A 23,007-nucleotide genomic window follows, 5' to 3' on the forward strand; every position below is an offset into this window, starting at 1 on the left:
AATATCAGGCGTTACTAGTAGAACATCAAGTATTCCAAAGTATGTCGCGTAAAGGGAATTGTTATGATAATGCCCCGATCGAAAATTTCTTTAGTGTGATGAAACAGGAGATGTATTATGGGAAAATATATCGAAGTTACAAGGAATTAGAAACTGCAATCACAGATTACATTCAGTATTATAACGAAGAACGAATTAAAGAAAAATTGAATTGGCTAAGTCCTGTGGCATATAGAAAAGCGCAAGCGGCTTAACAATTTATCATTAAACCAAAAGAGAGACAAACACAAAATAGTGTTCATCTCTCTGGTCCAACTATTTGGGGTCACTCTATAGATCGACTAACACGTTAGCCTCTACAAGGGATTGAATCTTATTCTTCTTCGCTTTCCTCTGGACGGACTTCTTCTTCAGCCTCTTCTTCCTCTTCATCGAAGAATTCATCATCTTCGTCTTCAAAAGAAGTATCAGATTCTAGGTCAATCTCATCGTCACCAAATTCAGAAAGATCACCTGCATAATCTTTCAATTCAGGATCTTCTTCATCTTCGTCTTCGATTTCGGTTAGACCTTCTAATTCATCATCTTCTTCATCTTCGTCATCTTCAAGTTCATAATCTTCATCGTAGATATCATCAATATCTTCAGGATCATCCTCATTGTAGTCGATAATATCTTCGCCATCACCGAAGGCATTGATTTTGTTGGTTTTCTTCCGGCGGCGTCGACGGGGTAGATCCTCATCATCAATCGTACCGACAATTTCTTCATCAATTGAATCAATCGGATACCAAGCTCTTAAGCCCCAACGATTCTCTCCCAAAGAAATAAAACGACCATCAATGTTGATATCTGTATAGAATCGTGCCATACGCTTTTCTAAATCTTCTTCACTTATTTCAAGATATTCTTGGATGGTCACTAATAACTGGGTAAAATCATATACCTCGCCCGTTTCTTCTAATAGTGCATGGGCAACTTCGACCATCGATAATTCTTCTTTATTTTGTCCTGCGAACTTCTTCAATTCCATTTGGGCACATCCTTCCTCGCTCTTTTATATTACCTTCTTAATCTTTAAAAATCAATTGAAATTCATAGATCCCTATGCTTTGTTGGCCTAGATTTAGCGAATAATGAATCTCGATTCCTTGGCTTAAATCAAGTTTATGGGTCGAACTTTCAAGCAGCCAAACTCCTTGAGGAGTTTGATAAGGATTAGTCAACTTCTGAGCTAAATTAAAACATAGTTTCCCTGCTTGCTGTTGGATTTCAACCCATTCCAGCTGATCTTCCCCTTCAGTCCACCATTTTATCTGAATCGGCTGATGATTGTAATCTTCAAAGACCAACTTGTCATAAGTCCTGAGTTGATAATGCTGAGCTGTTCGTTGATATTTGAAGCTATCCTGTCCTTCAGCTTGATAATTAATCTTTTGTTCCACTTCAATCGGTCGAATAAGATGTTTCATGAAATAACTTTTGAATCCTTTCTATGAATCTAATGTAAATTTGCTATAATTATAACAAAGATTTACTAGCAAGGAGTTTTCATATGTCTTTCGTGCCAGATACTCAAAGTCAATGGTTTTATCTTAAGTCGCAAGAAGATGCATTAACGTCTTTGGCTTACGAAACCGCTTTGATTCGTTATCTTCCTACTATCCATGACCTAACGACTCAGCCAGCAGAGCATAAAATTATCCATGCTTATCCAATTCAAAAAGCAACCGTCCTCTTGGGAGCTAAAGATACACGTCTGCCAAATTATAAAGAAGCACGCCGATTCTTGCAAGGGCAAAATTATCAAGTGCTCGTTCGGCCCCATGGAGGCCTTGGCATAGTCTGTGATCCAGGCATTGTGAATCTGTCACTGGTACAAGACAGCCGATATCAAAATTTAAACATTGATCAAGCTTATCAGCAATTTGTTGAGCTCATTCAATATATCTTCGAGGATTATCCACTAAAGATAGAAGCTTATGAAATGGCAAATTCTTATTGCCCGGGTAAATATGATCTGATTGTCCAAAATAAGAAAATAGGTGGCTTGGCTCAACGGCGCTTTCGTAATGGAGTAACCACTGCGGCCTACCTCTCTTTAAATGGGGATCAAGAAGGTCGCGGCCAGTTGATGAAAGCATTCTACCAACGAGGCCAAGCCGATACCAGCTACCCAAATGTTGACCCTCATTCTATGGCCAATCTTTCCGATTTCTTGACAGAAGAATTTACCTTGGCCGATTTTAACCGGCTTTTGCAAGATAAAATCGTATTTGCTAAGGAATCCATCTTAGCCATCGAAGCTGATAGCTGGCAGGATGCTTTAAAGCAAGCTCAAAAACAACTTCGTCCGTCTAGTTAATCCAATATTCAACTTATCAAGAGCAATGGAGGTTCTTATGCAAACTTATCAAGAGCGCTACCAAGCCCAAGTTCTACAGCGAGAGAAAGTCTTCCGCGATCCTGTCCATAATTATATCCATATCCGCGACCGAATTATTCTCCAATTGATTGACACGCGTGAATTCCAACGACTGCGGCGGATTAAACAACTGGGCGCTTCCCAATATACTTTTCACGGGGCAGAGCATTCTCGTTTCAACCATTCCTTGGGTGTATACGAAATTACCCGGCGTATTATTAATAATTTCGTCCGAAATTATCCGACTAAAGAAGCTGGCGATGGCCTTTGGGATGATTCTGAACGCTTAGTTGCCCTCTGTGCGGCGCTCCTACATGATCTTGGTCATGGTCCCTTCTCCCATACCTTCGAAGGCATCTTTAATACTGACCATGAACAAATCACCCAAGAAATTATTCTCTCAAGGGACACTGAAGTTAACCAAATCCTGCGGCAGATGGGCGCTGATTTCCCAGCCAAAGTAGCCAGTGTGATCAACAAGACCTATCCTAATCAACAGGTGGTTCAACTTATTTCCAGTCAGATTGATGCCGATCGGATGGACTATTTGCTCCGCGATGCTTTTTATGCTGGCGTCTCTTACGGGAAATATGATTTGACTCGAATCGTCCGTGTTATCCGTCCTTATGATGGTCGAATTGTCTTTGATTTTTCAGGCATGCACGCCGTCGAAGATTATATCATTAGTCGCTATCAAATGTATATGCAAGTTTATTTCCACCCGGTGTCACGGGGCATGGAAGAAGTCATTCATAATTTGTTTACCCGAGCAAAATATCTCTATCTACATCGTCCTGATTACTTAAGCCATCCAGCCGGCATTCTTGCCCCTTTCTTCCAAGGGAATTGGACCTTGACTGATTATCTCAGATTAGACGACCACACGGTTATTTCTTATTTCTCACATTGGCTGGATGACCAAGATGCCATTCTAAGTGATTTATGTTACCGCGTCCTCAACCGAAAGCCTTTCAAGTCGCTCTTAGTCGTCGCTGATGAAGTTCAAGAATTAACTACGGCCCTCCAAGATGAACTGCGAGCTATGCATTTCGATCCCGAATATTATTTCGGCTTAAATACTAGTCTAGACCAACCTTATGACGATAGCCAATCTTTAACCAGTTCTCAAAAAACTAGAATTGAATTAATTACCAAAATGAACCAAATTGTCGAACTTTCGCAAGTATCGATGTTAATCCAGTCGATCAATGGTAAACAACTCGGTGACCAACGCTTATATTATCCGCGAGAAATCATCCACCATATTCTCTCGCTAGCACCCGAAGAATTAAGCGATAACCAACGAATTATCTTAACCGCCTATGCTGAAGAAACCAACGATGTAACTTATCATATTCAGCAACGCCTCTTTTAAGCAACACAGAATGGAAAACCGGTCCTATCACAGGGCCGGTTTTGTTGGTTAATGTTGAACTTTTTTGATCAGCCAATTAAAGATTAATTGGGTTAAGAATACAATCAGCAATATCAGGATCGTTGCCACCATGATCACATCAAAGCGACTCCGTTGATAACCCTTGGCAATGGCCATGGTTCCTAGACCACCCCCGCCAACTGAGCCGGCCATGGCAGTCAAACCTAAGATATTGATTACCGTTGAAGCGCTGACCCGTAATAGAGCAGGCAGACCTTCGCGTAAATAGACCCGGCCAATAATTTCTAAAGGACTAGAACCCATCGCTTGAGCAGCTTCTATGACCCCTGGTTCAACTTCTAATAGGGCGATTTCCACTTGACGAGCAAAGAAAGGTACCGTCGAAAAGATAATCGGTACACAGGCCGCTGCTGGCCCAATCGTTGTACCCACAATCCCCCGGGTAACATTAATCAAGAGAGCCAACATAATAATGAAAGGAATTGAGCGCATAATATTCACCAATCCGTCGAGTAAATTATATAGCCAGCGGTTCTCTAAGATACCTCCCGGTCCGGTGACCGTCATTATAATCCCAAGAATTAAGCCAAAGAAACCGCCAACTAAGGTGGAAAGACCTAGCATAAACAAGGTTTCCCAGCCAGCTTCAATGAAGTCATCTCTCAATTTCCATGCATTTGGTAGCCACGTCTCCATCCATTGGCTGAAACTTAAGACATAGTTCATGCTTCATCCACTCCTTCCTTTTGTAAGTAGGTATAAATCAGTTCTTGCATCGTTTGAACCCCTACTTGGTGTTCTTTTAAATAGGTCAAGGCCTGATCAATCTGGTCTGTATCTCCTCGCAGGGCCACCAAGAGGTTCCCCGTTGGCACTGACTGAATAATCTCAACATGACCATAAAGAATATTGACCTCTACCCCAAAACGCTTCATCACTTGACCCATAAATGGTTGCGTCGTGGCATCGCCGACATAGGATAAGCGGTATAAATTGCCTTTTTCGGTAAGGGCCTTGGTTGAAGGATGGTTGAGGACAACTTCAATCTCTTGGTCAAAATGAGTCGCCGTATTAATAAATTCTCGGGTCAAATCTTCTTGCGGCCGGGCAAAAATATCTAAGGTCCGTCCTTGTTCTAGAACCCGACCATCTTCCATCACCGCAATACGATGACAGAGGTCTTTAACGACATTCATTTCATGAGTAATAATTACAATGGTTATATTCAGTTCACGATTTAATTGACGCAACAGAGCCAAAATATCTTGGGTCGTCTTTGGATCCAAAGCTGAGGTCGCTTCATCACACAGTAGAATAGCAGGATCATTCGCTAGGGCTCGGGCAATGGCCACTCTTTGCTTTTGACCACCCGATAATTGCTTGGGGTAATTATTAGACTTCTGTCTTAAACCCACCAAATCCAACAATTCTGCAACTTTACGGGCAATTTCTGCCTTGGATAAACCACTATGGCGTAGTGGATAGGCCACATTCTCAAAGATCGTACGTGACTCCATCAAATTGAAATGTTGAAAAATCATCCCAATCTTTGTTCGCGCTTGCCTTAATTCTTTGGAACTAAGACTAAGCATGTCTTTGCCATTCACGATCACTTCTCCTTGGCTGGGGATTTGTAATAAGTTAATCGTGCGCACTAAAGTACTCTTTCCCGCTCCTGAATAGCCGACAATGCCATAGATTTCTCCTGGCTCAATATGAATGGTCACATCATTTACTGCTTTAATCACCTGGTCTTTCTGTTGAAAAACCACATCAATATGTTTCAAATCTATCATTGCTTTACCTCCTTAAATAAAAAATACACTCCATCCTCAAAAGGACGAGTGTTCCCGTGGTACCACCTTAATTCGTTAAAGCTCAGAAAACAAGCCTAACCTCAATCGATAACAGTCGATGCCGTCCGCCCAGCTCAAAGGCTAGCTAGCCGCTCCATGGCCATCTTCCAACCCTACTTGACTTACTTTCACCCTACGTAAGCTCTCTACCCAAGATCAGGTCTTCTCTCCACTTCAATGCGTTTAATGAAATATTGTCCCTATCATAGCGGTCAAGCCAGGTCTTGTCAATCCTTTTACCATAATCTAAATCACTTATTAGCTAAAACCGATTACTTTCTAGTAAATAATCGTTCACTGGCTTTGCAAGTTAGACCAACTATTCTAAAATAGACTTATCATCAAACATATTAAGGAGAATTTAATGCACAAGCGTATCGCCATTATCGGGGCTGGCATCGTTGGTTCAACAGCCGCCTATTATCTGAGTAAAGCTGGCTACCCAGTAGATTTATATGATGAAGGGATCGGTCAAGCCAGTCGAGCGGCAGCCGGTATTATCTGTCCCTGGTTCTCGTTGCGACGCAATAAAGCTTGGTACTTTCTGGTCTCACAAGGCGCAGAATTCTACCCTAAATTAATGACCGACTTAGAAAGTGACGGTCAACAAAGTCAGGCTATCTATCACCAGGCCGGCGCCATTCTTATTCGCCGCAAACAAAGTCGTATCGAAGATGATTTGAAGAAAGCTGTCCATAAACGCCAACAAAGTCCTCTAATTGGTCAAGTCTATGCATTAAGCCCAGCTGAAATTGAAGCCCGCGTTCCTTGGCTTCACAGCGGTTATGGCGGAATTTGGGTAGAAGGCGGAGCTCGGGTCCATGGTGATCAACTCGTTCAAGCTTTACAAGAAGCAAGTCAAACAATGGGTTGTCAGATTATTCGGCAGAAAGCTAAACTTATTGCCCGACCTAATTCATCGGTCGCGGTTCAAATTCAAGCTGGAGAAATCCAAACTTATGACAGCCTGCTACTCAGTCCAGGTGCTTGGTTAAAAGATCTCTTGGCTCCCCTGGGATACCAAGTCGATCTCCAGGCCCAGAAAGGACAACTATTCAACCTCTATCATCCTGACTGGAAGAATAACACTTGGCCAGTCATCATGCCTTTTGGTCAAGTCGATCTGATTCCATTTGCCGATGGCACGATTACTTTCGGGGCAACCCATGAAGATGAAGCTGGCTTCGATTTACAGATAAATCAACAAAGTTTAGAAAACTTAAGACAGGAGGGCCTACAGTGGGCTCCCAATTTAGCTACCTATCCGCTTCATCAATGTAAAGTCGGCACCCGCGCCCATAGTTCGGACTACGGCGTCGTGGTCGGCCAAGTCCCAGATCTCAAAAATGTATGGGCTATCTCTGGTTTAGGCTCTTCCGGCCTAACCTCGGGACCTTATCTAGGTTATCAATGGGCTCAATTGCTACAAACAGGCAGCTGGACCATTGAGCCACAAGCTTTTACCATTGAAAAATATATTCAAAAAATATAATCGCTTTACTAGTCATCACTTGCAACTGTGATATAATATAAACAGAAAGGTGGATATAATATGTGGAAAGAATTTAAAGGATTTATCGCCAATGATTCGATTGTCTCTCTAGCAACCGGTTTAATTATGGGTTCAGCGTTTACAGCGATTGTTACTAGTTTAGTCAATGACATCTTTATGCCTCTGATTGCTTCATTAACGGGTGCTGCGGATGTTTCAGGTCTTTCATTTAAGGTCGGTAGTGCGACGATTGGGATTGGACTTTTCTTACAAGCTATTATTAACTTTATTCTTATTGCCATATTCTTGTACCTCACATTAAAAGCCCTTGAAAAAGCTCAACATAAGAAAATTGTGGCTCCTGATGAAGAACCAAGTGGACCAAGTGAAACTGAACTATTAGAACAAATCCTCGCAGAATTAAAACAAAAATAAACCTTAATGCTCTCTCCACACAACCTGGGAAGCTAGTCGACAGACTTGTCACTGGCTTCTTTTTTAGTTTATCTTCACCTGCCAATATGCAATTTATGTATAGATTGGTTGATTAATTTGGCTAGCAACTTGTACGATTGTCGCTAAGTGATAATCAGGAAACTCAGGCGCGATCACGCCTGTGACTACACTCTTGACCAGAATCATTTTGTATAAAAGACTAGCTTCAATACTTATTAGCAACATAAAAATCCCAGAATGTCTACGGATCCAATCGCAATTGCGATCTTTCAGTAGACCTCCTGGGATAGTTTTTGATTAAAACTATTAATCTTGATTTAATTCAGCTACTTTATTAATCGTTATTTGGGATGCCCATCGCTGCATTGATGCGAAGTGAAATATCAATATTATCAAATTCACCATCAAACATTTGAGCGCCAGCACCTAAAGCGTAAACTGGAACTTTATCGCCAGAGTGGTCTGTCGTTGTCCAAGTTAGGCCTGCTTTTTCACCTAAAATACGCGTACAAGTGATGGAAATTGGGTTATAGCCACCATATAGATAACCAGCTTCAGCTGCTCCGCCAGCACCTTCTACGGTATTAAGGGTTAAATTAAAGGCTTCTTCCAGACGTTTGTATTCTTCTTCATTGACTAAGTATGGGTTAAAGTCTTCACTTTGTGAAGCTTCATAACGTTCTTTGGTTGACATCATTGGTTGAAGATTATCTTTGTCAATTTCAAGACCGAAACTTTCTTTAATCATTTCGAAAGTATCTTCGAATTTCAATTCTTGGTTCTTTTCAACTGCTGCTTCAAATTTAGCATCAAAAGCAACTTGTGAATCTTTTTGAGCTTCTAAGATATTATAATAAGTTTCATAGCCTGTCATACCATTTCCGATAGTGAAACCACCTGTCGCATGGTCGGCAGTAACCACGATTAAAGTATCTTCTGGATGTTCATTGTAGAAATCAACGGCTTTTTGAATGGCATCTTGGAAATCAATTACTTCATGGATAGTTGTTTTAGAGTCATTAGCATGTTCAGACCAGTCAATCTTACCAGATTCAGCCATCATGAAGAAGCCATTTTCATCGTCACCCATGACTTCAATTCCTTTAGCAACCATATCTGCTAATGTTTGTTCGCCTTCTTTACGATCTAAAGCATAAGTCATTGATCCGCTATCTTGTAAGTTTTCTGAAACGGCGTATACTTTTTCAGAATCTTTATTGATTTTATCGAAATCTTCTTTAGTTTCGGCGATGGTGTAGCCTTTTTCTTTCATAATATCGAATAAGTCTTTTTGATCTTCATTCTCACCCGTACGGTCACCAAGTGATCCACCGGCAATATAATCGAAGTCGCTATCCGCTAATTGTAGACCGATTTCATAGTAAGATTTACGACTTTCAACATTGGCGTAGAAAGCGGCTGGTGTTGCATGGTTTAAGGTCACGGTTGAAATAATACCTACTGATTTACCATGTTTCTTAGCTTTCTCTGCAGATGATTCAGAGGCTTCGGTGAAATCTTTATTTAAACCAATGGTATTTGAGACAGTTTTATTTCCGGCTCCAAAGGCAGTCGCGGTTGAAGCTGAGTCTGGAATGAATGAGTGACAATCATAAGGAGATTGTAAACCAATAACTGGGAAATCAGTAAAGTTCATGTTGGTTGGTTTAATATCTTGATTATCCATTAAACCTTGATATTGTTCAGCAGCAGATACGGGCATAACTCCCATACCATCACCGATAAATAAGAAAACATATTTAGCTTGATTCTCATTGACCAAGGAGTAATCTTCTTTTAATGGACGATCTTCTGGCAATTTGATGATGGGTAGACTTTCACTTGATGCTTGGCTGCTTTCTTCGGAAGCTGCTTCAGAAGTTTCTTCTGCAGAAGTTTCTTCGGCTTGGCTTTCAGCAACTTCACTCGTTGTATCTTCAGCGGCAATTTGACTTACACTTGAGGCTAAAGTAGATAATCCCATTAGAGAAACGGCTGACACGCTCACAATCTTTTTAACTAAACTCTTTTTCATTTTCTTTCCCCCAACTTAATATTTTGTTACGGACTCTATTATAGGTCGACATTGTAAATATTAAGTAAAGGTCAGGTAAATATAGCGTAAATTATTTGTAAAGAATATGTTAACTTATTCACAATCGTAATGCTTACATTATAACCCGCTTAGCCCTAACTAAAAAGGACCCAGTCCTTAAACTGAATCCTTCATCCTGATTCTATTCAAATGTCAAAGCTTAAGCGATTGCTCCGCCTTCTTTTTTAATATCTTGATCATTAGCCACAATCGCTTGTAAGCAGGCTTCGATCCCCTTCGTAATATCCGCCAAAGCCATTGAGGGTTGGTTAGGTTTATTTACAACTTGTTCAGGAATAAAAGGAACATGAACAAATCCGCCGCGAGCTTCAGGTAACTCTTTAGCCAAAGTGTAAAGAATTCCATACATTAAGTGGTTGCACACAAAAGTTCCGGCCGAATTCGATACAGACGCAGGAACACCAGCCGCTTTTACTTCTTCTACCATCGCTTTAATCGGCACACTGGCAAAATAAGCCGCTTGTCCATCTTCAAAAATTGGCACATCAATCGGTTGATTTCCTTCGTTGTCTTCAATTCGGGCATCATCTTGATTGATGGCTACCCGTTCGGGGGTAATTTCATATCGACCGCCAGCTTGACCAATCGCTAAGACCACATCCGGTTGCTCGCTCCGAATTTTATCAGCGACTACCTCAATCGCTTTGTGAAAGACGGTAGGGACTTCTAATTTAACTATTTCCGCATCAATATGGTCAGGATTTACTTTCTTAACCGCTTCTAGCGCTGGATTAATCGATTCATTGCCAAATGGGTCAAATGCTGTTAATAAAATTTTCATGATGATTAGGTTCCTCTCTTTCTCAAATTAGAAGGCAAAGAAGTACAATAGTAAGATGTGAACAATTAGTAGAGTAATAGCCACACCGGCTTGGGCTTTAATAATACCATACTCATTTTTCATCTCCAGTAAAGCGACGGGCATAATATTAAAATTAGCGGCCATCGGTGTTAATAGGGTTCCACAGTAACCAGCCGTCAATCCTAAAGCACCCACCACTACCGGGTCGGCCCCTTGATTAATCAAGAAAGGAATACCAATCCCCACCGTAATCACTGAGAAAGCGGCAAAGCCATTTCCCATAATCATGGTGAAGAGGGCCATCCCAATACAATAGACGGCGGCTGCCATGAATTTAGAGCCATCAGGAATGAGTACTGCGACATAATTTGCAATGACCGTCCCCACGCCAGCGGCTGTAAAGACTGCACCCAAAGCAGCAAGCAATTGAGGTAAGATGCCAGTAGTGCCGACACTGTCTAACAAGCGAAGGCCTTCATTGACTGCCGTTGCTGGTTTAGCACGTGTAATTAAGAAGCTAGCGATTAAACCTAGAATCGCTGATACCCCAATGGCATTATTCGCACCCAAACCAGGAACAAATTTAGCGACCACAAACGCCCCCAAGGCAATAACCAAGGCAGGGATAAATATCTTGAAACCAATCCGATCTGCATTACTACGAACTTCTTCTTCACTTGCCGATTGATGAGGAGCCGCAATCACCCCTTTAATAAAAGTGAGGATAGCAATAATAATAATAATGACTCCAGTCACCCAAGCTGGGAATAGATTGCCAAAAGCAAAGGCAAAGGCTAATAAAGCCCAAAACAAGAAAGTGGTGTACCGCTTCCAAGAAGGAATTACTTTCAAACAATAGATACCTAAAGCTAGGAAGACTATGGCAATCATTGAATAAAAGAATTCAGCAACTTGAGCAGAGAGCGTAGCCCATTGTGCTTCAGTCATTCATCTTCACTCCCTTCTCTTTGATGACTTGCTGACGATTGTTGACTCAGGCGTTGTTTAATCTTTTGGTCATGGAGCCAGAAGAAGAAACCGCCCACAAATACGGCAATCACTGCGATTGGAATCGACCATTCGGCAATATTCTGAGCATTAACTTCCTTGAAACCTTGTTCATTTAAGGTTGAAACAATTAATAAGGTTCCAGCAGCACCCATAAAGACGTTCTGAGCATAGAAGTTTCCATAATTCTCCACCGCCCCACTCTGACCCTTAATATCATCAATAATATCTTCGGGTACTTCGCCATAACGGGCCTGGGTGGCTGCTTGAGCCATCGGTGAAATTAGGGGACGAATAAAGGTCGCATGTCCACCAATCCGCATGGAAAATGCCGCCGATAACGACCGGATGACTAAGTACAAGCTAAGAATAGAACCTGTGGTCGCATTCTTAAAGCGTGAAATAAAGTCGACCGCTTTCTCCTTCAAACCATAGCGCTCAAGTAGGGCTACCGCCGGAATCGTTAACACGAATAAAGTCGCAAAACGATTATCGACAAAAGCCTTGCCTAAAATCTCTAGAATTTCCATCGGTGTTTGGTTAGCAACAAGCCCAGTAACCACTCCGGCTACGACGACAGTCGCAATGGTATCCACCTTAAAAATGAAACCTAGGACAACAATTAAAACCCCAATCAATTTGATCAGTTCCATATCCTCATCCTTTCATAAACAATCTCTGTTATAGTTAACCATTATAAATTATTTCTGGGTAAAAGTCTGTTAATATCCTTAAGTTTCTTAAAATATCATGGTAAACTTTCTCATTTATTATCATCGACTGAAATGCTGTGATATAAGCAAAGGAGACTGACTTATATTTTTAACTATTCGCAAGGTTTCAATAAAAATACGTCTACTCTTCGCCTAGCAATCAACCGACTTACTCAGGCAAACCTTCCCTCCTGAATCCCTCGACAAAAAAATCCGAATCACTGTCAACACCTGCCTCTTGTTTATAAGGCTTGGCCACAGTAACTCGGATTATCTCATGTTTATATTTTGTTTTTAAAATGTATCGTTGGTAATGACCCTTAGATAAATTAGGATGAAGAACGGCGGCAAAGTTCTTGGACTTATTCTTCGCTTTTAACTTGGGGAGAGGGTAAGAGATAGTTGACTAATAAGGCCGTAATAATGCCAATACTGGTATCTAAAATACGGTTAAAGGCAAACAAAATTGGCGCCTCATCATAACCATGACTCAAGGTAACACTTAAAAACACGACGCACATTAAGAAGGTCGCCTTGGTCCGCTTAATCCAAATCGAAAATTGAATAATAGGAATGAGCATAAGGGTCAGTGCGATTTCACGATATTCTAGCGACCAATTCTTCAGATACTGGTGCTCGACAAAGATAAAGGCCATCCCCCATAATCCTCCAACGACCGTAGCCAGCTCACGATGTTTGGCCCCCTGCCAACTTGATTGCGGACTGCCTTGCATACAATAGATGGCGGCAATCGCTGAATAGAAAGGGATACCTCCAGGACGAAAATGGTCAATTTGTAAACAAAGATAGACTGCTAAGAGGGTCTTTAACGTACGCCAGCCGATGCGCCAGTATTGAGATGTCATGTGCACCCACGCCCTTTTGCTTAAAGTTATAGTTAGCCTGAGCCGGCTAACTAATTATAAATCAGGCTATAAATAATCAGGAAAACAAGATAAAAGAAATGCCAACCCTTGGTCAGGATAAAATAAGCCAAATATTCGCGGACAATCTGATAGGGCCATAATTGTAAGGTAGAAAGCGAACCCACTAGATAGACCCGCATGGCTAAACGCCGAGCTAAGAAAGAGGTCCGCAGTAAATGAAAACGACTCGTAACGATCAGAATAGGTTCTTGCAAACGATATTCTTCAATTAAATCTTGCGAAAGCGTCAGATTCTGATTGGTATTCAACGCATCATCTTCCATCACGATTTGTTCAGCAGGGATTCCCCGACTCAATAAATAATCCTTCATCATAAAGGCTTCGGACTGATCAATATGACCAACAACGCCGCCTGAAACAATGATTTGTGGTTGAATCGTCTTTCTATCGACTTGCTGGCGATAAATTTGAATGGCCTTATCCAAACGACGCAACAAGAGTTCCGGAACTTCATTCTGTTTCTCCAGCTTCAATCCGAGAATAATCAAGGTGCCATAGTCACGATGATAATGCCAATAATGAATAATTTGATTAATCAGAACAAAACTTAGAAAGCTCGATAAAAAATACATAGTAATCAGACTATAGCTACTTATGAAGAGATTAAAACTTTCTCGGTTCAAATTAAATACCGCCCAATAAGTCACCGCTGAAATTACCAGAAAAGCGACAATCACAATAATATCAAAAACTTTCAACCACCAGGCAGCTTGCTGATGCTCCCATTTCAAAAAAATCAGCAGCGCCAGCAAAATCAAGATTAAAGGAATAAAACCCATAGTAAACCCAGCAATTAAATAGAAGAAATAGCGGACCATAAAAATAAATTTAAGGTTTGAATATTTCAAAAGTCCCAACATAAAGCTGGTCAAAGCATAGAGCCCACACACCGTAGGCGGGAGTGGATGTTTGGGAAAGATAAGACTTAAGATCAATAGGCCGACAAAAACAAAGCCAACCCCATATAATATCATCTTATCCCCCATTTCTTTCATAACTGATGATAGGCCGCATAAACCTGATTTCTAGACAGTTGATTGAGTTTTGCTACTTTTTTGATCGCTTGAGTAGGCGTGCAAGCTTGGCTATCGATGATTTGTTGAACTTGCTCTGCCAGTGAAAGCGAGTTGATAGCTTCAAATTCATTCTGCTTGGCTTGTCCTGATTCAATTAAGAGAACTAATTCACCCTTCAATGTCTGATCACCCAACCAGCGTTCTATCGATTGGACATCGCCACGGATATAGGTTTCAAATTTTTTGGTTAACTCGCGGCCGAGCACCAATTGAGTCGATTCAGCAAGTTGCTCTTGAAGTTTTTTGACGGTCTTGTGGATCCGATGTGGCGATTCATAAAAAATGGCTGTTCCTGAACCTTGACCCACTTCAGCCAACACCTGATCTTGATCTGAACCTTTTCGCGGAAAGAAACCGTAGTAGGTAAAGCGATCTGCTGCTAGACCGGAAGCAATCAAAGCGGTCAAGGCGGCATTGGCTCCGGGTAAAGCCACCACGGGAATGTGTTGAGCAATACAGGCTTGAACCAGCGGATGACCTGGATCATTAATTAAAGGCATGCCCGCATCCGAAATCAAGGCATAGGCTGTCCCGGCTTGTAGACCCTCAACTAATCGATCAACTTTCTGTGAATCCGAATGATCATGGAAAGAATTCATTGGCGTACTAATTTGATAGTGCTGCAAGAGGACGCCACTATTACGCGTATCCTCGGCCAGAATCAGGTCCACTTCTTGAAGCACCCTGACAGCTCGATAAGTCATATCTTCCAAATTACCAATCGGGGTAGGAACTAGATACAGGCTACCGATCTCTTCTTGCAACTTAAAGCTCTGTTGAATCTGCACTCAGTCCCAGCTCCTTCCAATTTCTAAGAATAAATTCTTTATCACTCAAAGGTCGACAGCGATACTGATTTAGATAAGCTTCTTTCTTCAATCTTCTAAATTGTTTGAAGCGATACTCCTGTTGCATAGCTTGGCGCTGACTAGGCCAAAGCTCCGCATAGATTAATTTCAAAGGACGTCTGCTTTTAGGCCGCGTATACTTAGCGCCCTGACCTGCATTATGGGTGGCCAAGCGCTGTTCTAAATCATTGGTATAACCGGCGTACAGACTATCATCCTTACAATATAATACATAGAAGTAATGCCCTTTTTCAACCATAATAAATCGCCATCATTTCTGGTGTGTAAGAATTATCCGCTTGATGAACGACCAAAGGGGGCTCTACTTTGACCCCTTGACGTCCCCCATAATAGATGGCTTCGACTAAAATCATATTAGCCAACTGTCCCTGCTTAGGATAAATAAATTTTAGACGATTTAGGGAAAAATGATAGCGCAATAGAACTTCGATAATATCATCGAGTCGGTCAGGTCGATGGACAAAGAATAATTTCCCTTTAGTCTTCAGCATCCGACTCGCTTGACGGATCCATTGATCCAGGGTCAGAGCAATCTCGTGACGGGCCAGGGCATGACTATCCAAATGATGAATGGCATTCGAATGATCGACTACAAAGAATGGTGGATTACATGAAATCACATCCATCCCTTGCCAGTCTACTAAGGGAAGCTCTAATAAGTCCGACTCTATTATTTTAATTTGCTGGTCTAGACCGTTTAAACCGATACTGCGCCGGGCCATATCGACTAAAGCAGGTTGAATTTCTACCCCCACCAATGGTTCATCAGTGCGTGCAGACAATAATAAAGGAATAACGCCATGACCACTACAAAAATCCATGTAACGGAAATGACGTTTTTGAGGTAATTGGATAAAATCAGCCAGCAGAATCGCATCAAGCGACATGGTAAAGTATTCTGGACTTTGAATTAACTGAATCGCTTCACGTTTGAAACAATCAATACGTTCTTGAGGTGATTTTAGCCAAGGATTGGCTAACGATTCAGATTGATTGATTATTTGTTTATTTCTTAAGTTCATCGAGGACTCCTAAACACAAAATACATTCTTCACCAGACTCCCGGCGGGCACCAAATAACTGGTGGCAAACATGGATGCCTTCATCATAATAGGACTGCAGGCGTGAGCTGGCCTGGTTTTTCTGTTGGGGACTGTTTACTAGATCTGCTTGATTCGTTTGATTCGGCGCTGCTTGGGATTGATTTAAGATGAGATCGTGTAAGTCATGGTTGGACATACGTAGTTGATTATTTTCCTCAATTAAATGCAGGAGCTCTTTCCTTAGGTTAGCTACCGAATCACTTAAATCGAGCATTTGTCGCTCGGCCCGCTCTATAATTTCAAAGACTTCTTCATGTTCCATAGTAATCACACCTTTAATTAACGAATAGTTCGAATAGCTAATTGCTCAAAAGCTAATTGCGGGCTGACATTAGCTAATATTTTTTGTTTACAATTTAATAAATATTGATTAAGCTTCAAAACATCTTCCACCTGATATTGAGCCGATTGATGGATTTGTTGAATAAAGTAAGGACTGAATGTCTCTGCCGCGGCATAGTCCTGCTTCAATAGACTATAATTTAATAACCAGAGATATTCTAGCCCTTGTAAACTCTGCTTAACTGATAAGAAAGGCTTCAACTGTAACTGAACTTGAACCATCGCCAAAGAATCTTTAGCAATCAAACGTTGGTAGAACTGGTTATAGGCCTCCAACCACTTGCCAAAGGTTTCCGCCTGATAATCGATTAAGATATCTTGACTGATCTCATAAGGTAGAGCCTGTAAGACCTCTTGATGCGAAGTGAGTATCTCTTGATCATCGGCCAACAGCATATGCTGGGCCATCCTTTGTCGAGGGAAATTTAACTCTTGGACTCGGGATTGGATGGTCGGCAATAATTTATTAATATCCGGACACAGAAGAATCAGATAGACATCGGCAGTCGGTTCCTCTAAGAATGTCAAGAGCGCATTGGCCGCTGACGTATTCATCAAATCAGCTTGCTCAATTACCGCCATCTTAAAGTTGGCTTCAACCGGACTGGTGGCTAACCATTCTTTTAAATGTCGGATTTGATCAACCTTTAGCGATTGGCCCTCAGGTTTTAAGTAATAGACATCGGGAAATTGCTTATCAGCAATGCGTTGATAGGTTTGCTGAATGTTTTCGGGACTAGCCTGATTCGTATCTTCGGCGACGAGAGTTTGGAGAATCATTTCAATCAAAGCCTCTTTACCTGCTTGGTCAAGTCCGGTAAAAGCATAGGCATGGGCTAAACGCTTTTCAGTCAGCACCCGTTCCATAAAAAGAACTTGTTCAGGCCAAGTTTGTTGAATGCTTAGATCCATATTAGTATTGATAGAAACCATCAACCGGTAGCACAAAGACAGTCGCTCCGCCTACATCAACCTGAACCGGGAATGATTGTGACATATCGAAATCAACATCATAATTCGTTGGTAGCGGAACATATTGTTGACGACGTTTAGAACAATCTTTGATAATAGACAAGACTTGATCGACTTTATCATCGTCAATCCCAACAATAAAGGTAGTATTTCCTGATTTCAGAAAGCCACCTGTCGTTGAAAGTTTTGTTGCCCGTATTCTATTCTCTTGAAACGCTTGATTTAATACGACCTCATCATCATCTTGAACAATAGCAATAATCAGTTTCATTGTGGTCTCTCTCCTTTTTAGATTAATTCGCGTTGTTCCATTATTTGAATACATTTCTCAGCAACTCGTTCGATTTCCTCTTGACCATCGACAACAACCATTCGGGGATCTTCCTGAGCCAGATTAAGGAAGGCTTGACGAACCTTATGATGAAAGCGCACATCTTCTTGATCCAAACGATCGAATTGACGTTGCCCCCGGGCGGCATAAATCCGGCGTAAACCAATCTCAGCTGGCACATCAATCAATAAGATTAAATCTGGATAATGATTCTGAATCGCAAATTGATTAATTTGCCAAATCTCCGCCAAAGTAATATCCCGTGCCACACCTTGATAGGCTAAAGAACTATGAACAAAACGATCTGAAATTACAAGTTTCCCAGCTTCTAAATTGGGAAGAATCCGTTCTACCATATGCTGACGACGCTGAGCAGCAAATAATAAAGCTTCCGTTCGTCCATCCATCTTAGTATTATCCACGTCGAGAATAATCTCGCGAATCTGTTCAGCAATCGGGCTTCCTCCGGGCTCTCGAGTCGTCACTAGAGGGTAACCGCGCGCCTCTAATTCTTGACGAATTTTTTGTAAGACACTGGTTTTTCCTGAACCATCAGGTCCTTCAATGCTTATAAATTTACCTACAGTCATATACGCCCTTCCCATCATTTATTATAGTTCTCTACGTCCTTCAATGGCTCGATATAAAGTCATCTCGTCAGCATATTCAATATCTGATCCGACGGCCAATCCATGAGCCAAGCGAGTCACCTTAATCCCCGCCGGTTTCAATAAGCGGGCCAAATACATGGCGGTAGCTTCACCTTCAGCGGTCGCATTGGTTGCGATGATGACTTCTTGAATCTCTTCATCCTGTAATCGTTTCAGTAATTGAGTGATGTTTAAATCTTCGGGGCCTTTCCCTTCCATCGGCGAAAGCACGCCGTGAAGGACATGGTAAAGACCGCGATATTCCTGCATTCGTTCTAAAGAGATGACATCTCGGGTATCCTCAACCACCAGTACTTGTGAACGGTCTCGTTGCGCATCCTGACAAATTAAACAAGGATCCACATCAGTAATATTGCCACAAATACTACAGTACTTTAAGTCTCGCTTAGCATTGATTAAATTCTGAGCGAATTCAAGTACATCAGCTTCTCGCATTTCTAAGACATGGAAAGCATAGCGAGCTGCAGACTTCGGCCCAATCCCTGGTAATTTGGTGAAGCTATTGATTAATTTAGCAATCGGGGCTGGATACTGCATTGACACACCTGCTCTCTCTTAAAAAGGTAAATTCAAACCTGCTGTAAATTTCCCTAATTTTTCTTCTTGAGTCGTTTCTACTTTTTGAATCGCTTGATTCACTGTGGCTAGAACTAAGTCTTGCAACATTTCAATATCATCTGGGTCGACTAAGGCCTCATTAATGACTAATTCTACAATTTCTTTTTTACCGGTGATTTTAACGGTAACTAGATTTTGACTGTCAGAAACTTCAAAAACACTTGCTTCAATCTCCGCTTGAGTTTTTTGCATTTCTTTTTGCATTTTTTGCATCTTTTGCATCATACCTTGCATATTCCCCATATTTCCCATTCCGCGCATCATCATGCCTCCTTAATTTTTATCGAAAAGTTAATTGTTATTTTAACATATTTTTGGTAGAAGGGTCATAAATTTATCTGTCGCTTCCTATTGATAGAAGATATTTACTTTATCCTCGCCAAATAAATCAATCGCCTTGCTGACCACTTCAGGCACTTCATCAGGAGCATCTTCTCCAGGATAATCTCCTTGATCTTGGTCATCTTCCGTTAAAGCATCCGCTTCGCTTTCTGATACCGAAGTCGCTTGATGAATATATTTGTCTTCACGATCAGTCGGTTCATCCTGGTCAATCTTTTGTTTTAAGGCTTGTAACTCTTGATAGACCTCATCTGCCAGTTCGATAGCTTGACCCTGGTTGGATTTACGTAGAACAGTATAGTCGTTCCGAACTTGACGCCAGTCCTTTTCTGCGATAATCAAAGGGTAGTAACCTTGATCTAGCTCACGCTTAGAACTCTGGTAGAGGGCTTGAAGTAGGTCTGTGTTATTCTGCACCGTTCCCGCCATCGTTGCCGAACTAAAAGACAGCAAGAGCCATTCGGGCCCGGCAGCAATCGGCTGAACACCGGTAAACTTAACGCGATCTTGGGGGGATAAGTGATTGATAATGCCTTCCCAGCCCTGTTTAACTCGACCAATATCCTGATGGGTCGCTATATTTAAGATATGGTAAATCTCTTGAGGCCGACATTGATAGACGGCTTGACTAAATTGCGGCCGTTTCCGCGGTTGGCGTTGAATAGGCTTCTCGCTATCTTGGTCTCTAGTTTCGTCCTCTAATAATTGGACTTCATTGGCTAAGCGGACATCTTGTTTTTCAATTTGAGTCGTTAACTGTTGGACCTGAGCTTTAACTCGGGCTAATTCTTGAGTTAAATTCTCTACGAGGGCATTGACCTGGGCTGAAGAAGCTGTTCCAGCCTGACTATTCTCCTGGCCATGCTCAACTTGAGCCAATTGGATGGTCATCACTTCAACATATAAATCGGACTGGCTGGCAAAACGCATTTTATTCTGAACTTCATTGAGTTGATCTATTAAATAATAATAGAAACTTTCTGGAATTTCTTGGCGCAAGGGTTCAAGCTCTTCTAAGCTCAGTAAGGTCTGATTCACTTCGGCATAGTTCGTCAGCAAGACATCACGGGCAAATAGAATCAATTCTTCAATAAAGCGATTGGCCTGCTTGCCTGCTTGCAGCTGTTCCTTCAACACTTGTAGTGCTTGGTCGGTCTGATGATGGTATAAAGCCAATAAATAATCGACAAAAGCCAATTGATCGAGGCTCCCCGAAACTTCTAGCGCCGAAGTCAAATCCACCTGATTAGGTTGATATGATAGAACTTGATCCAAAAGACTCAGGCTATCGCGCATTCCCCCATTGGCTGCCCGAGCAATAACTTGCAGAGCCTCATCTTGATAGTCAATCTGATCAGATTGCAAAATCTTCTCCATTTGTTTGACCAGACTCGCTTGACTGATGCGCTTAAAATCAAACCGCTGTGTTCTGGAAATAATTGTGGCTGGAATTTTGTGCGGTTCAGTTGTCGCTAAGATAAATATTACACCTTCTGGAGGTTCTTCTAAGGTTTTTAACAAAGCGTTAAAAGCCCCGGTCGTTAACATATGCACTTCGTCAATGATATAAACCTTATATCTAGCTTGACTGGCGGCATAACGCACATTGTCACGTAGATTACGAATCTCGTCGACCCCATTATTAGAAGCCGCATCAATTTCAACCACATCACTTAATTGTCCTTGAGTGATCGCCTGACACATCTGGCAATGGTTACAAGGATTGCCATCGACTTGGTTCGGACAATTAATCGCCTTAGCGAAAATTTTAGCGGCACTGGTCTTCCCAGTTCCGCGCGGGCCGGTAAATAAATAAGCATGACTAATCTGCTGGTTAGCAACTGCATTCTTTAACGTTTCTGTAATGACATTCTGGCCAACCAATTCATCGAAACTCTGTGGCCGCCAGACCCGATATAACGCTTGATAACTCATGCTCTTGCCCACCTTCTTTCTTCTCTTCTTATTTATTATAACGAACCTATGCTTCAATTTCTACACGTGGGTTGCCTTTGACGGAGAAGTTAACAAACGATCCTTCATCACATCAATCCACCAGGCCCCTAGAGGCGCCGTCAATAAAATTTCGATCACTGCTAAGCTAAAGATTAAATTTCCAGCCGGCATACCTAGGGTCAATGGGATGGAGCCAATCGCAGCTTGAACCGTTGCTTTGGGTAGATAAGCGCCGAGGACGAACACTTTCTCTTTCGCTGATAATTGACTCCCAGCAAGCGATAGATAGACGCCGGCCATCCGCCATACGCTCGTTGCTAAGACAAAGACGATGGGCCACACTCCGAGTCGCGTCACTTCTTGCAGGGGTAAAATAGCTCCTACCAAGAAAAATAAAAACATCTCCGCCACTAGCCAAATGTTATTAAATATTTTTTTGACCGAATCGAGGGGGAAATCATTCTGATCTTTCAGACGATTCGCCAGGAAAATAACTGCTAAAAGGCCAGAAACCCATTGTTGACTTCTACTTTCAATCAGTAAACAGGATAGACTCAACAGGAAGATAAGCATGACCCATTCAAAAGATTTCAGTGGATGGTGATTCACCCAGGAATGAATCAAGATATTCAGTAACAGAGCCAATAAAATCCCCAAGCAAATTGAAACCGGCAAAGAAAATAATAAAAGATAAGAAAATTCACCCTGTTGATAAAATAATAAGGCCATGGAAAATAAAACAAGAGTATAAATATCATCTAAAGACGAACCTGCCAAGATAATTTGCGGAACTTTGGCTGAAACGCCAAGGCCTTGTTCTAAGAGACGAATCATGCGCGGAACGACTACAGCCGGCGATACGGCAGCAATAATCACCCCAAGAACGAAGGTTTCCAACCAGCTCAACTGGATTAAATAATGGCCGATTAAACTTGCCCCTACAATTTCGAAAGTTGCCGGCAAGAAACTCATCCGGATTGCTACTGGGCCAACTGTTTTTAAATCCTTTATATCCAAAGTCAAGCCTGCTCGAATGAGAATAATCGCCAAGGCCATCCGTTTAATATCGGTGGCTTGACTAATCAGTAAATCAGAAATCACACCAGTGGCAAAAGGCCCCATCAACATTCCCATCAACAAATAGCCGACTAAATGAGGCAATCTCAACCGATTACACAGATAGCGCATTAACAAACACGAACCTAAGAGTAACAAAACATCTTCAATCATTATTTTCCTCCAATAAAAAAACTTCTACCCCTTCAATCCATGGAGATTCATGCATTCAAGAAGTAGAAGCCATTAGTTTAATTTAAACGGTTTGGGCCAAGTAGCACTTAAACCCTGGGAGGCGTCATTCCCAAATATTCAAAATAAAAGGCACATGGTTTTACCGCTTATAGCTGCTACCTTCCGGTCCTGACTCGATTCACGGCGCCACCATTGCCTCTTTATAATATAACACAGAATACAAGGCTAAACAAGACGATATCTATGCTAAGCTGTGGGTAAATCT

The 23,007-nt window shown here is 41.6% G+C and carries 27 protein-coding genes and 1 other RNA gene; 5 read left to right on the forward strand and 23 right to left on the reverse strand.

Translation table 11 applies throughout. From position 1 onward, the window contains the following. Positions 1–254, forward strand: a 254-nt coding sequence (locus BMX34_RS03090) for an IS3 family transposase (protein ID WP_143440720.1), incomplete at its 5' end; no start/stop codon positions are given. Between the two features lie 119 nt (positions 255–373). Here the strand turns inward: BMX34_RS03090 and rpoE are convergent. Both rpoE and BMX34_RS03100 read right to left on the reverse strand, forming a co-directional pair. Then, positions 374–1,033 carry a DNA-directed RNA polymerase subunit delta gene (gene rpoE, locus BMX34_RS03095; protein WP_092570687.1) on the reverse strand — a complete coding sequence of 220 codons (660 nt, stop codon included), beginning with the start codon at positions 1,031–1,033 and terminating at the stop codon, positions 374–376. A 37-nt stretch (positions 1,034–1,070) separates the two neighbouring features. Further along, positions 1,071–1,472: a DUF1934 family protein gene (locus BMX34_RS03100; RefSeq protein ID WP_092570689.1), complete on the reverse strand. Its 402-nt coding sequence runs from the start codon at positions 1,470–1,472 to the stop codon at positions 1,071–1,073. Positions 1,473–1,555: 83 nt separating this feature from the next. Between BMX34_RS03100 and BMX34_RS03105 the strand changes: the two genes are divergently transcribed. Both BMX34_RS03105 and BMX34_RS03110 read left to right on the forward strand, forming a co-directional pair. After that, complete coding sequence (locus tag BMX34_RS03105; RefSeq protein ID WP_092570692.1) at positions 1,556–2,365, forward strand: lipoate--protein ligase family protein; 810 nt, start codon at positions 1,556–1,558, stop codon at positions 2,363–2,365. A gap of 37 nt (positions 2,366–2,402) precedes the next feature. Then, a complete protein-coding gene (locus BMX34_RS03110) occupies positions 2,403–3,800 on the forward strand; it encodes an HD domain-containing protein (RefSeq protein ID WP_092570694.1) in 1,398 nt (465 codons plus the stop codon). 48 nt (positions 3,801–3,848) lie between these two features. Here the strand turns inward: BMX34_RS03110 and BMX34_RS03115 are convergent, their stop codons facing one another. Both BMX34_RS03115 and BMX34_RS03120 read right to left on the reverse strand, forming a co-directional pair. Further along, on the reverse strand, positions 3,849–4,547 hold the full coding sequence (locus tag BMX34_RS03115; RefSeq protein ID WP_092570696.1) for a methionine ABC transporter permease: 699 nt from the start codon (positions 4,545–4,547) through the stop codon (positions 3,849–3,851). Next, on the reverse strand, positions 4,544–5,617 hold the full coding sequence (locus tag BMX34_RS03120) for a methionine ABC transporter ATP-binding protein (RefSeq protein WP_092570698.1): 1,074 nt from the start codon (positions 5,615–5,617) through the stop codon (positions 4,544–4,546). Before BMX34_RS03120 ends, BMX34_RS03115 begins: the two co-directional genes overlap by 4 nt. A 424-nt stretch (positions 5,618–6,041) precedes the next feature. Between BMX34_RS03120 and BMX34_RS03125 the strand changes: the two genes are divergently transcribed. Together BMX34_RS03125 and mscL are read left to right on the forward strand one after the other, a co-directional pair. Beyond that, positions 6,042–7,169 (forward strand): NAD(P)/FAD-dependent oxidoreductase, encoded by a 1,128-nt coding sequence (locus BMX34_RS03125; RefSeq protein WP_092570700.1) that lies wholly within the window; start codon positions 6,042–6,044, stop codon positions 7,167–7,169. A gap of 60 nt (positions 7,170–7,229) precedes the next feature. Further along, a complete protein-coding gene (gene mscL / locus BMX34_RS03130) occupies positions 7,230–7,604 on the forward strand; it encodes a large conductance mechanosensitive channel protein MscL (RefSeq protein WP_092570702.1) in 375 nt (124 codons plus the stop codon). Positions 7,605–7,697: 93 nt separating this feature from the next. Here the strand turns inward: mscL and BMX34_RS09705 are convergent, their stop codons facing one another. From BMX34_RS09705 to ffs, 19 genes are all read right to left on the reverse strand, one after another. Further along, positions 7,698–7,847, reverse strand: a complete 150-nt coding sequence (locus BMX34_RS09705; RefSeq protein WP_159428831.1) for a hypothetical protein — start codon at positions 7,845–7,847, stop codon at positions 7,698–7,700. Positions 7,848–7,959: 112 nt separating this feature from the next. Continuing rightward, on the reverse strand, positions 7,960–9,660 hold the full coding sequence (locus BMX34_RS03135) for an alkaline phosphatase (RefSeq protein WP_234971667.1): 1,701 nt from the start codon (positions 9,658–9,660) through the stop codon (positions 7,960–7,962). A 220-nt stretch (positions 9,661–9,880) separates the two neighbouring features. Next, positions 9,881–10,522: a pyroglutamyl-peptidase I gene (pcp, locus tag BMX34_RS03140; RefSeq protein WP_092570704.1), complete on the reverse strand. Its 642-nt coding sequence runs from the start codon at positions 10,520–10,522 to the stop codon at positions 9,881–9,883. Between the two features lie 27 nt (positions 10,523–10,549). Continuing rightward, positions 10,550–11,491, reverse strand: coding sequence for a DUF979 domain-containing protein (locus tag BMX34_RS03145; RefSeq protein WP_092570706.1), 942 nt, complete (start codon positions 11,489–11,491; stop codon positions 10,550–10,552). After that, positions 11,488–12,204, reverse strand: a complete 717-nt coding sequence (locus BMX34_RS03150) for a DUF969 domain-containing protein (RefSeq protein WP_092570708.1) — start codon at positions 12,202–12,204, stop codon at positions 11,488–11,490. The genes BMX34_RS03145 and BMX34_RS03150 overlap by 4 nt, the downstream gene beginning before the upstream one ends. Positions 12,205–12,626: 422 nt before the next feature. Then, complete coding sequence (locus BMX34_RS03155) at positions 12,627–13,130, reverse strand: FUSC family protein (protein WP_092570710.1); 504 nt, start codon at positions 13,128–13,130, stop codon at positions 12,627–12,629. Between the two features lie 50 nt (positions 13,131–13,180). Further along, entirely contained in the window at positions 13,181–14,185 is a 1,005-nt protein-coding gene (locus tag BMX34_RS03160; protein ID WP_159428832.1) for a YdcF family protein, read from the reverse strand. Between the two features lie 17 nt (positions 14,186–14,202). Beyond that, positions 14,203–15,075 (reverse strand): 16S rRNA (cytidine(1402)-2'-O)-methyltransferase, encoded by an 873-nt coding sequence (gene rsmI / locus BMX34_RS03165; RefSeq protein WP_092570714.1) that lies wholly within the window; start codon positions 15,073–15,075, stop codon positions 14,203–14,205. After that, on the reverse strand, positions 15,053–15,394 hold the full coding sequence (locus BMX34_RS03170; RefSeq protein WP_092570716.1) for a GIY-YIG nuclease family protein: 342 nt from the start codon (positions 15,392–15,394) through the stop codon (positions 15,053–15,055). Before BMX34_RS03170 ends, rsmI begins: the two co-directional genes overlap by 23 nt. Continuing rightward, entirely contained in the window at positions 15,387–16,178 is a 792-nt protein-coding gene (locus BMX34_RS03175) for a tRNA1(Val) (adenine(37)-N6)-methyltransferase (RefSeq protein ID WP_092570718.1), read from the reverse strand. Before BMX34_RS03175 ends, BMX34_RS03170 begins: the two co-directional genes overlap by 8 nt. After that, a complete protein-coding gene (locus BMX34_RS03180) occupies positions 16,162–16,521 on the reverse strand; it encodes an initiation control protein YabA (protein ID WP_092570720.1) in 360 nt (119 codons plus the stop codon). Before BMX34_RS03180 ends, BMX34_RS03175 begins: the two co-directional genes overlap by 17 nt. Before the next feature lie 17 nt (positions 16,522–16,538). Further along, positions 16,539–17,549, reverse strand: a complete 1,011-nt coding sequence (locus tag BMX34_RS03185) for a hypothetical protein (RefSeq protein ID WP_143440721.1) — start codon at positions 17,547–17,549, stop codon at positions 16,539–16,541. Beyond that, positions 17,515–17,844 (reverse strand): cyclic-di-AMP receptor, encoded by a 330-nt coding sequence (locus BMX34_RS03190; protein ID WP_092570724.1) that lies wholly within the window; start codon positions 17,842–17,844, stop codon positions 17,515–17,517. Before BMX34_RS03190 ends, BMX34_RS03185 begins: the two co-directional genes overlap by 35 nt. Positions 17,845–17,861: 17 nt before the next feature. Then, on the reverse strand, positions 17,862–18,494 hold the full coding sequence (gene tmk / locus BMX34_RS03195; RefSeq protein ID WP_092570726.1) for a dTMP kinase: 633 nt from the start codon (positions 18,492–18,494) through the stop codon (positions 17,862–17,864). Between the two features lie 21 nt (positions 18,495–18,515). Further along, positions 18,516–19,112 (reverse strand): recombination mediator RecR, encoded by a 597-nt coding sequence (gene recR, locus BMX34_RS03200; protein WP_092570728.1) that lies wholly within the window; start codon positions 19,110–19,112, stop codon positions 18,516–18,518. Positions 19,113–19,130: 18 nt separating this feature from the next. Further along, on the reverse strand, positions 19,131–19,445 hold the full coding sequence (locus BMX34_RS03205) for a YbaB/EbfC family nucleoid-associated protein (protein WP_428831969.1): 315 nt from the start codon (positions 19,443–19,445) through the stop codon (positions 19,131–19,133). A gap of 96 nt (positions 19,446–19,541) precedes the next feature. Next, positions 19,542–21,470 (reverse strand): DNA polymerase III subunit gamma/tau, encoded by a 1,929-nt coding sequence (gene dnaX, locus BMX34_RS03210; RefSeq protein ID WP_092570732.1) that lies wholly within the window; start codon positions 21,468–21,470, stop codon positions 19,542–19,544. 60 nt (positions 21,471–21,530) lie between these two features. After that, a complete protein-coding gene (locus tag BMX34_RS03215) occupies positions 21,531–22,721 on the reverse strand; it encodes a cation:proton antiporter domain-containing protein (RefSeq protein ID WP_092570734.1) in 1,191 nt (396 codons plus the stop codon). Between the two features lie 132 nt (positions 22,722–22,853). Continuing rightward, an RNA gene (gene ffs / locus BMX34_RS03220) (signal recognition particle sRNA small type) lies at positions 22,854–22,950 on the reverse strand. Positions 22,951–23,007: the final 57 nt, after the last annotated feature.

This window comes from Ignavigranum ruoffiae, from assembly GCF_900110675.1.
Classification (GTDB): domain Bacteria; phylum Bacillota; class Bacilli; order Lactobacillales; family Aerococcaceae; genus Ignavigranum; species Ignavigranum ruoffiae.

Bases quoted from the DNA above. Each gene is read 5' to 3' on its own strand.
- BMX34_RS03215 (WP_092570734.1), bottom strand. From the start codon at position 22,721: ATGATTGAAGATGTTTTGTTACTCTTAGGTTCGTGTTTGTTAATGCGC.
- BMX34_RS03205 (WP_428831969.1), bottom strand. From the start codon at position 19,445: ATGGGAAATATGGGGAATATGCAAGGTATGATGCAAAAGATGCAAAAA.
- dnaX (WP_092570732.1), bottom strand. From the start codon at position 21,470: ATGAGTTATCAAGCGTTATATCGGGTCTGGCGGCCACAGAGTTTCGAT.
- BMX34_RS03150 (WP_092570708.1), bottom strand. From the start codon at position 12,204: ATGGAACTGATCAAATTGATTGGGGTTTTAATTGTTGTCCTAGGTTTC.
- BMX34_RS03115 (WP_092570696.1), bottom strand. From the start codon at position 4,547: ATGAACTATGTCTTAAGTTTCAGCCAATGGATGGAGACGTGGCTACCA.
- BMX34_RS03120 (WP_092570698.1), bottom strand. From the start codon at position 5,617: ATGATAGATTTGAAACATATTGATGTGGTTTTTCAACAGAAAGACCAG.
- BMX34_RS03135 (WP_234971667.1), bottom strand. From the start codon at position 9,660: ATGAAAAAGAGTTTAGTTAAAAAGATTGTGAGCGTGTCAGCCGTTTCT.
- pcp (WP_092570704.1), bottom strand. From the start codon at position 10,522: ATGAAAATTTTATTAACAGCATTTGACCCATTTGGCAATGAATCGATT.
- BMX34_RS03125 (WP_092570700.1), top strand. From the start codon at position 6,042: ATGCACAAGCGTATCGCCATTATCGGGGCTGGCATCGTTGGTTCAACA.
- BMX34_RS03100 (WP_092570689.1), bottom strand. From the start codon at position 1,472: ATGAAACATCTTATTCGACCGATTGAAGTGGAACAAAAGATTAATTAT.
- recR (WP_092570728.1), bottom strand. From the start codon at position 19,112: ATGCAGTATCCAGCCCCGATTGCTAAATTAATCAATAGCTTCACCAAA.
- BMX34_RS03175 (WP_092570718.1), bottom strand. From the start codon at position 16,178: ATGAACTTAAGAAATAAACAAATAATCAATCAATCTGAATCGTTAGCC.
- BMX34_RS03180 (WP_092570720.1), bottom strand. From the start codon at position 16,521: ATGGAACATGAAGAAGTCTTTGAAATTATAGAGCGGGCCGAGCGACAA.
- mscL (WP_092570702.1), top strand. From the start codon at position 7,230: ATGTGGAAAGAATTTAAAGGATTTATCGCCAATGATTCGATTGTCTCT.
- BMX34_RS03155 (WP_092570710.1), bottom strand. From the start codon at position 13,130: ATGACATCTCAATACTGGCGCATCGGCTGGCGTACGTTAAAGACCCTC.
- BMX34_RS03170 (WP_092570716.1), bottom strand. From the start codon at position 15,394: ATGGTTGAAAAAGGGCATTACTTCTATGTATTATATTGTAAGGATGAT.
- BMX34_RS03160 (WP_159428832.1), bottom strand. From the start codon at position 14,185: ATGATATTATATGGGGTTGGCTTTGTTTTTGTCGGCCTATTGATCTTA.
- BMX34_RS03190 (WP_092570724.1), bottom strand. From the start codon at position 17,844: ATGAAACTGATTATTGCTATTGTTCAAGATGATGATGAGGTCGTATTA.
- BMX34_RS03110 (WP_092570694.1), top strand. From the start codon at position 2,403: ATGCAAACTTATCAAGAGCGCTACCAAGCCCAAGTTCTACAGCGAGAG.
- rpoE (WP_092570687.1), bottom strand. From the start codon at position 1,033: ATGGAATTGAAGAAGTTCGCAGGACAAAATAAAGAAGAATTATCGATG.
- BMX34_RS03145 (WP_092570706.1), bottom strand. From the start codon at position 11,491: ATGACTGAAGCACAATGGGCTACGCTCTCTGCTCAAGTTGCTGAATTC.
- BMX34_RS03105 (WP_092570692.1), top strand. From the start codon at position 1,556: ATGTCTTTCGTGCCAGATACTCAAAGTCAATGGTTTTATCTTAAGTCG.
- tmk (WP_092570726.1), bottom strand. From the start codon at position 18,494: ATGACTGTAGGTAAATTTATAAGCATTGAAGGACCTGATGGTTCAGGA.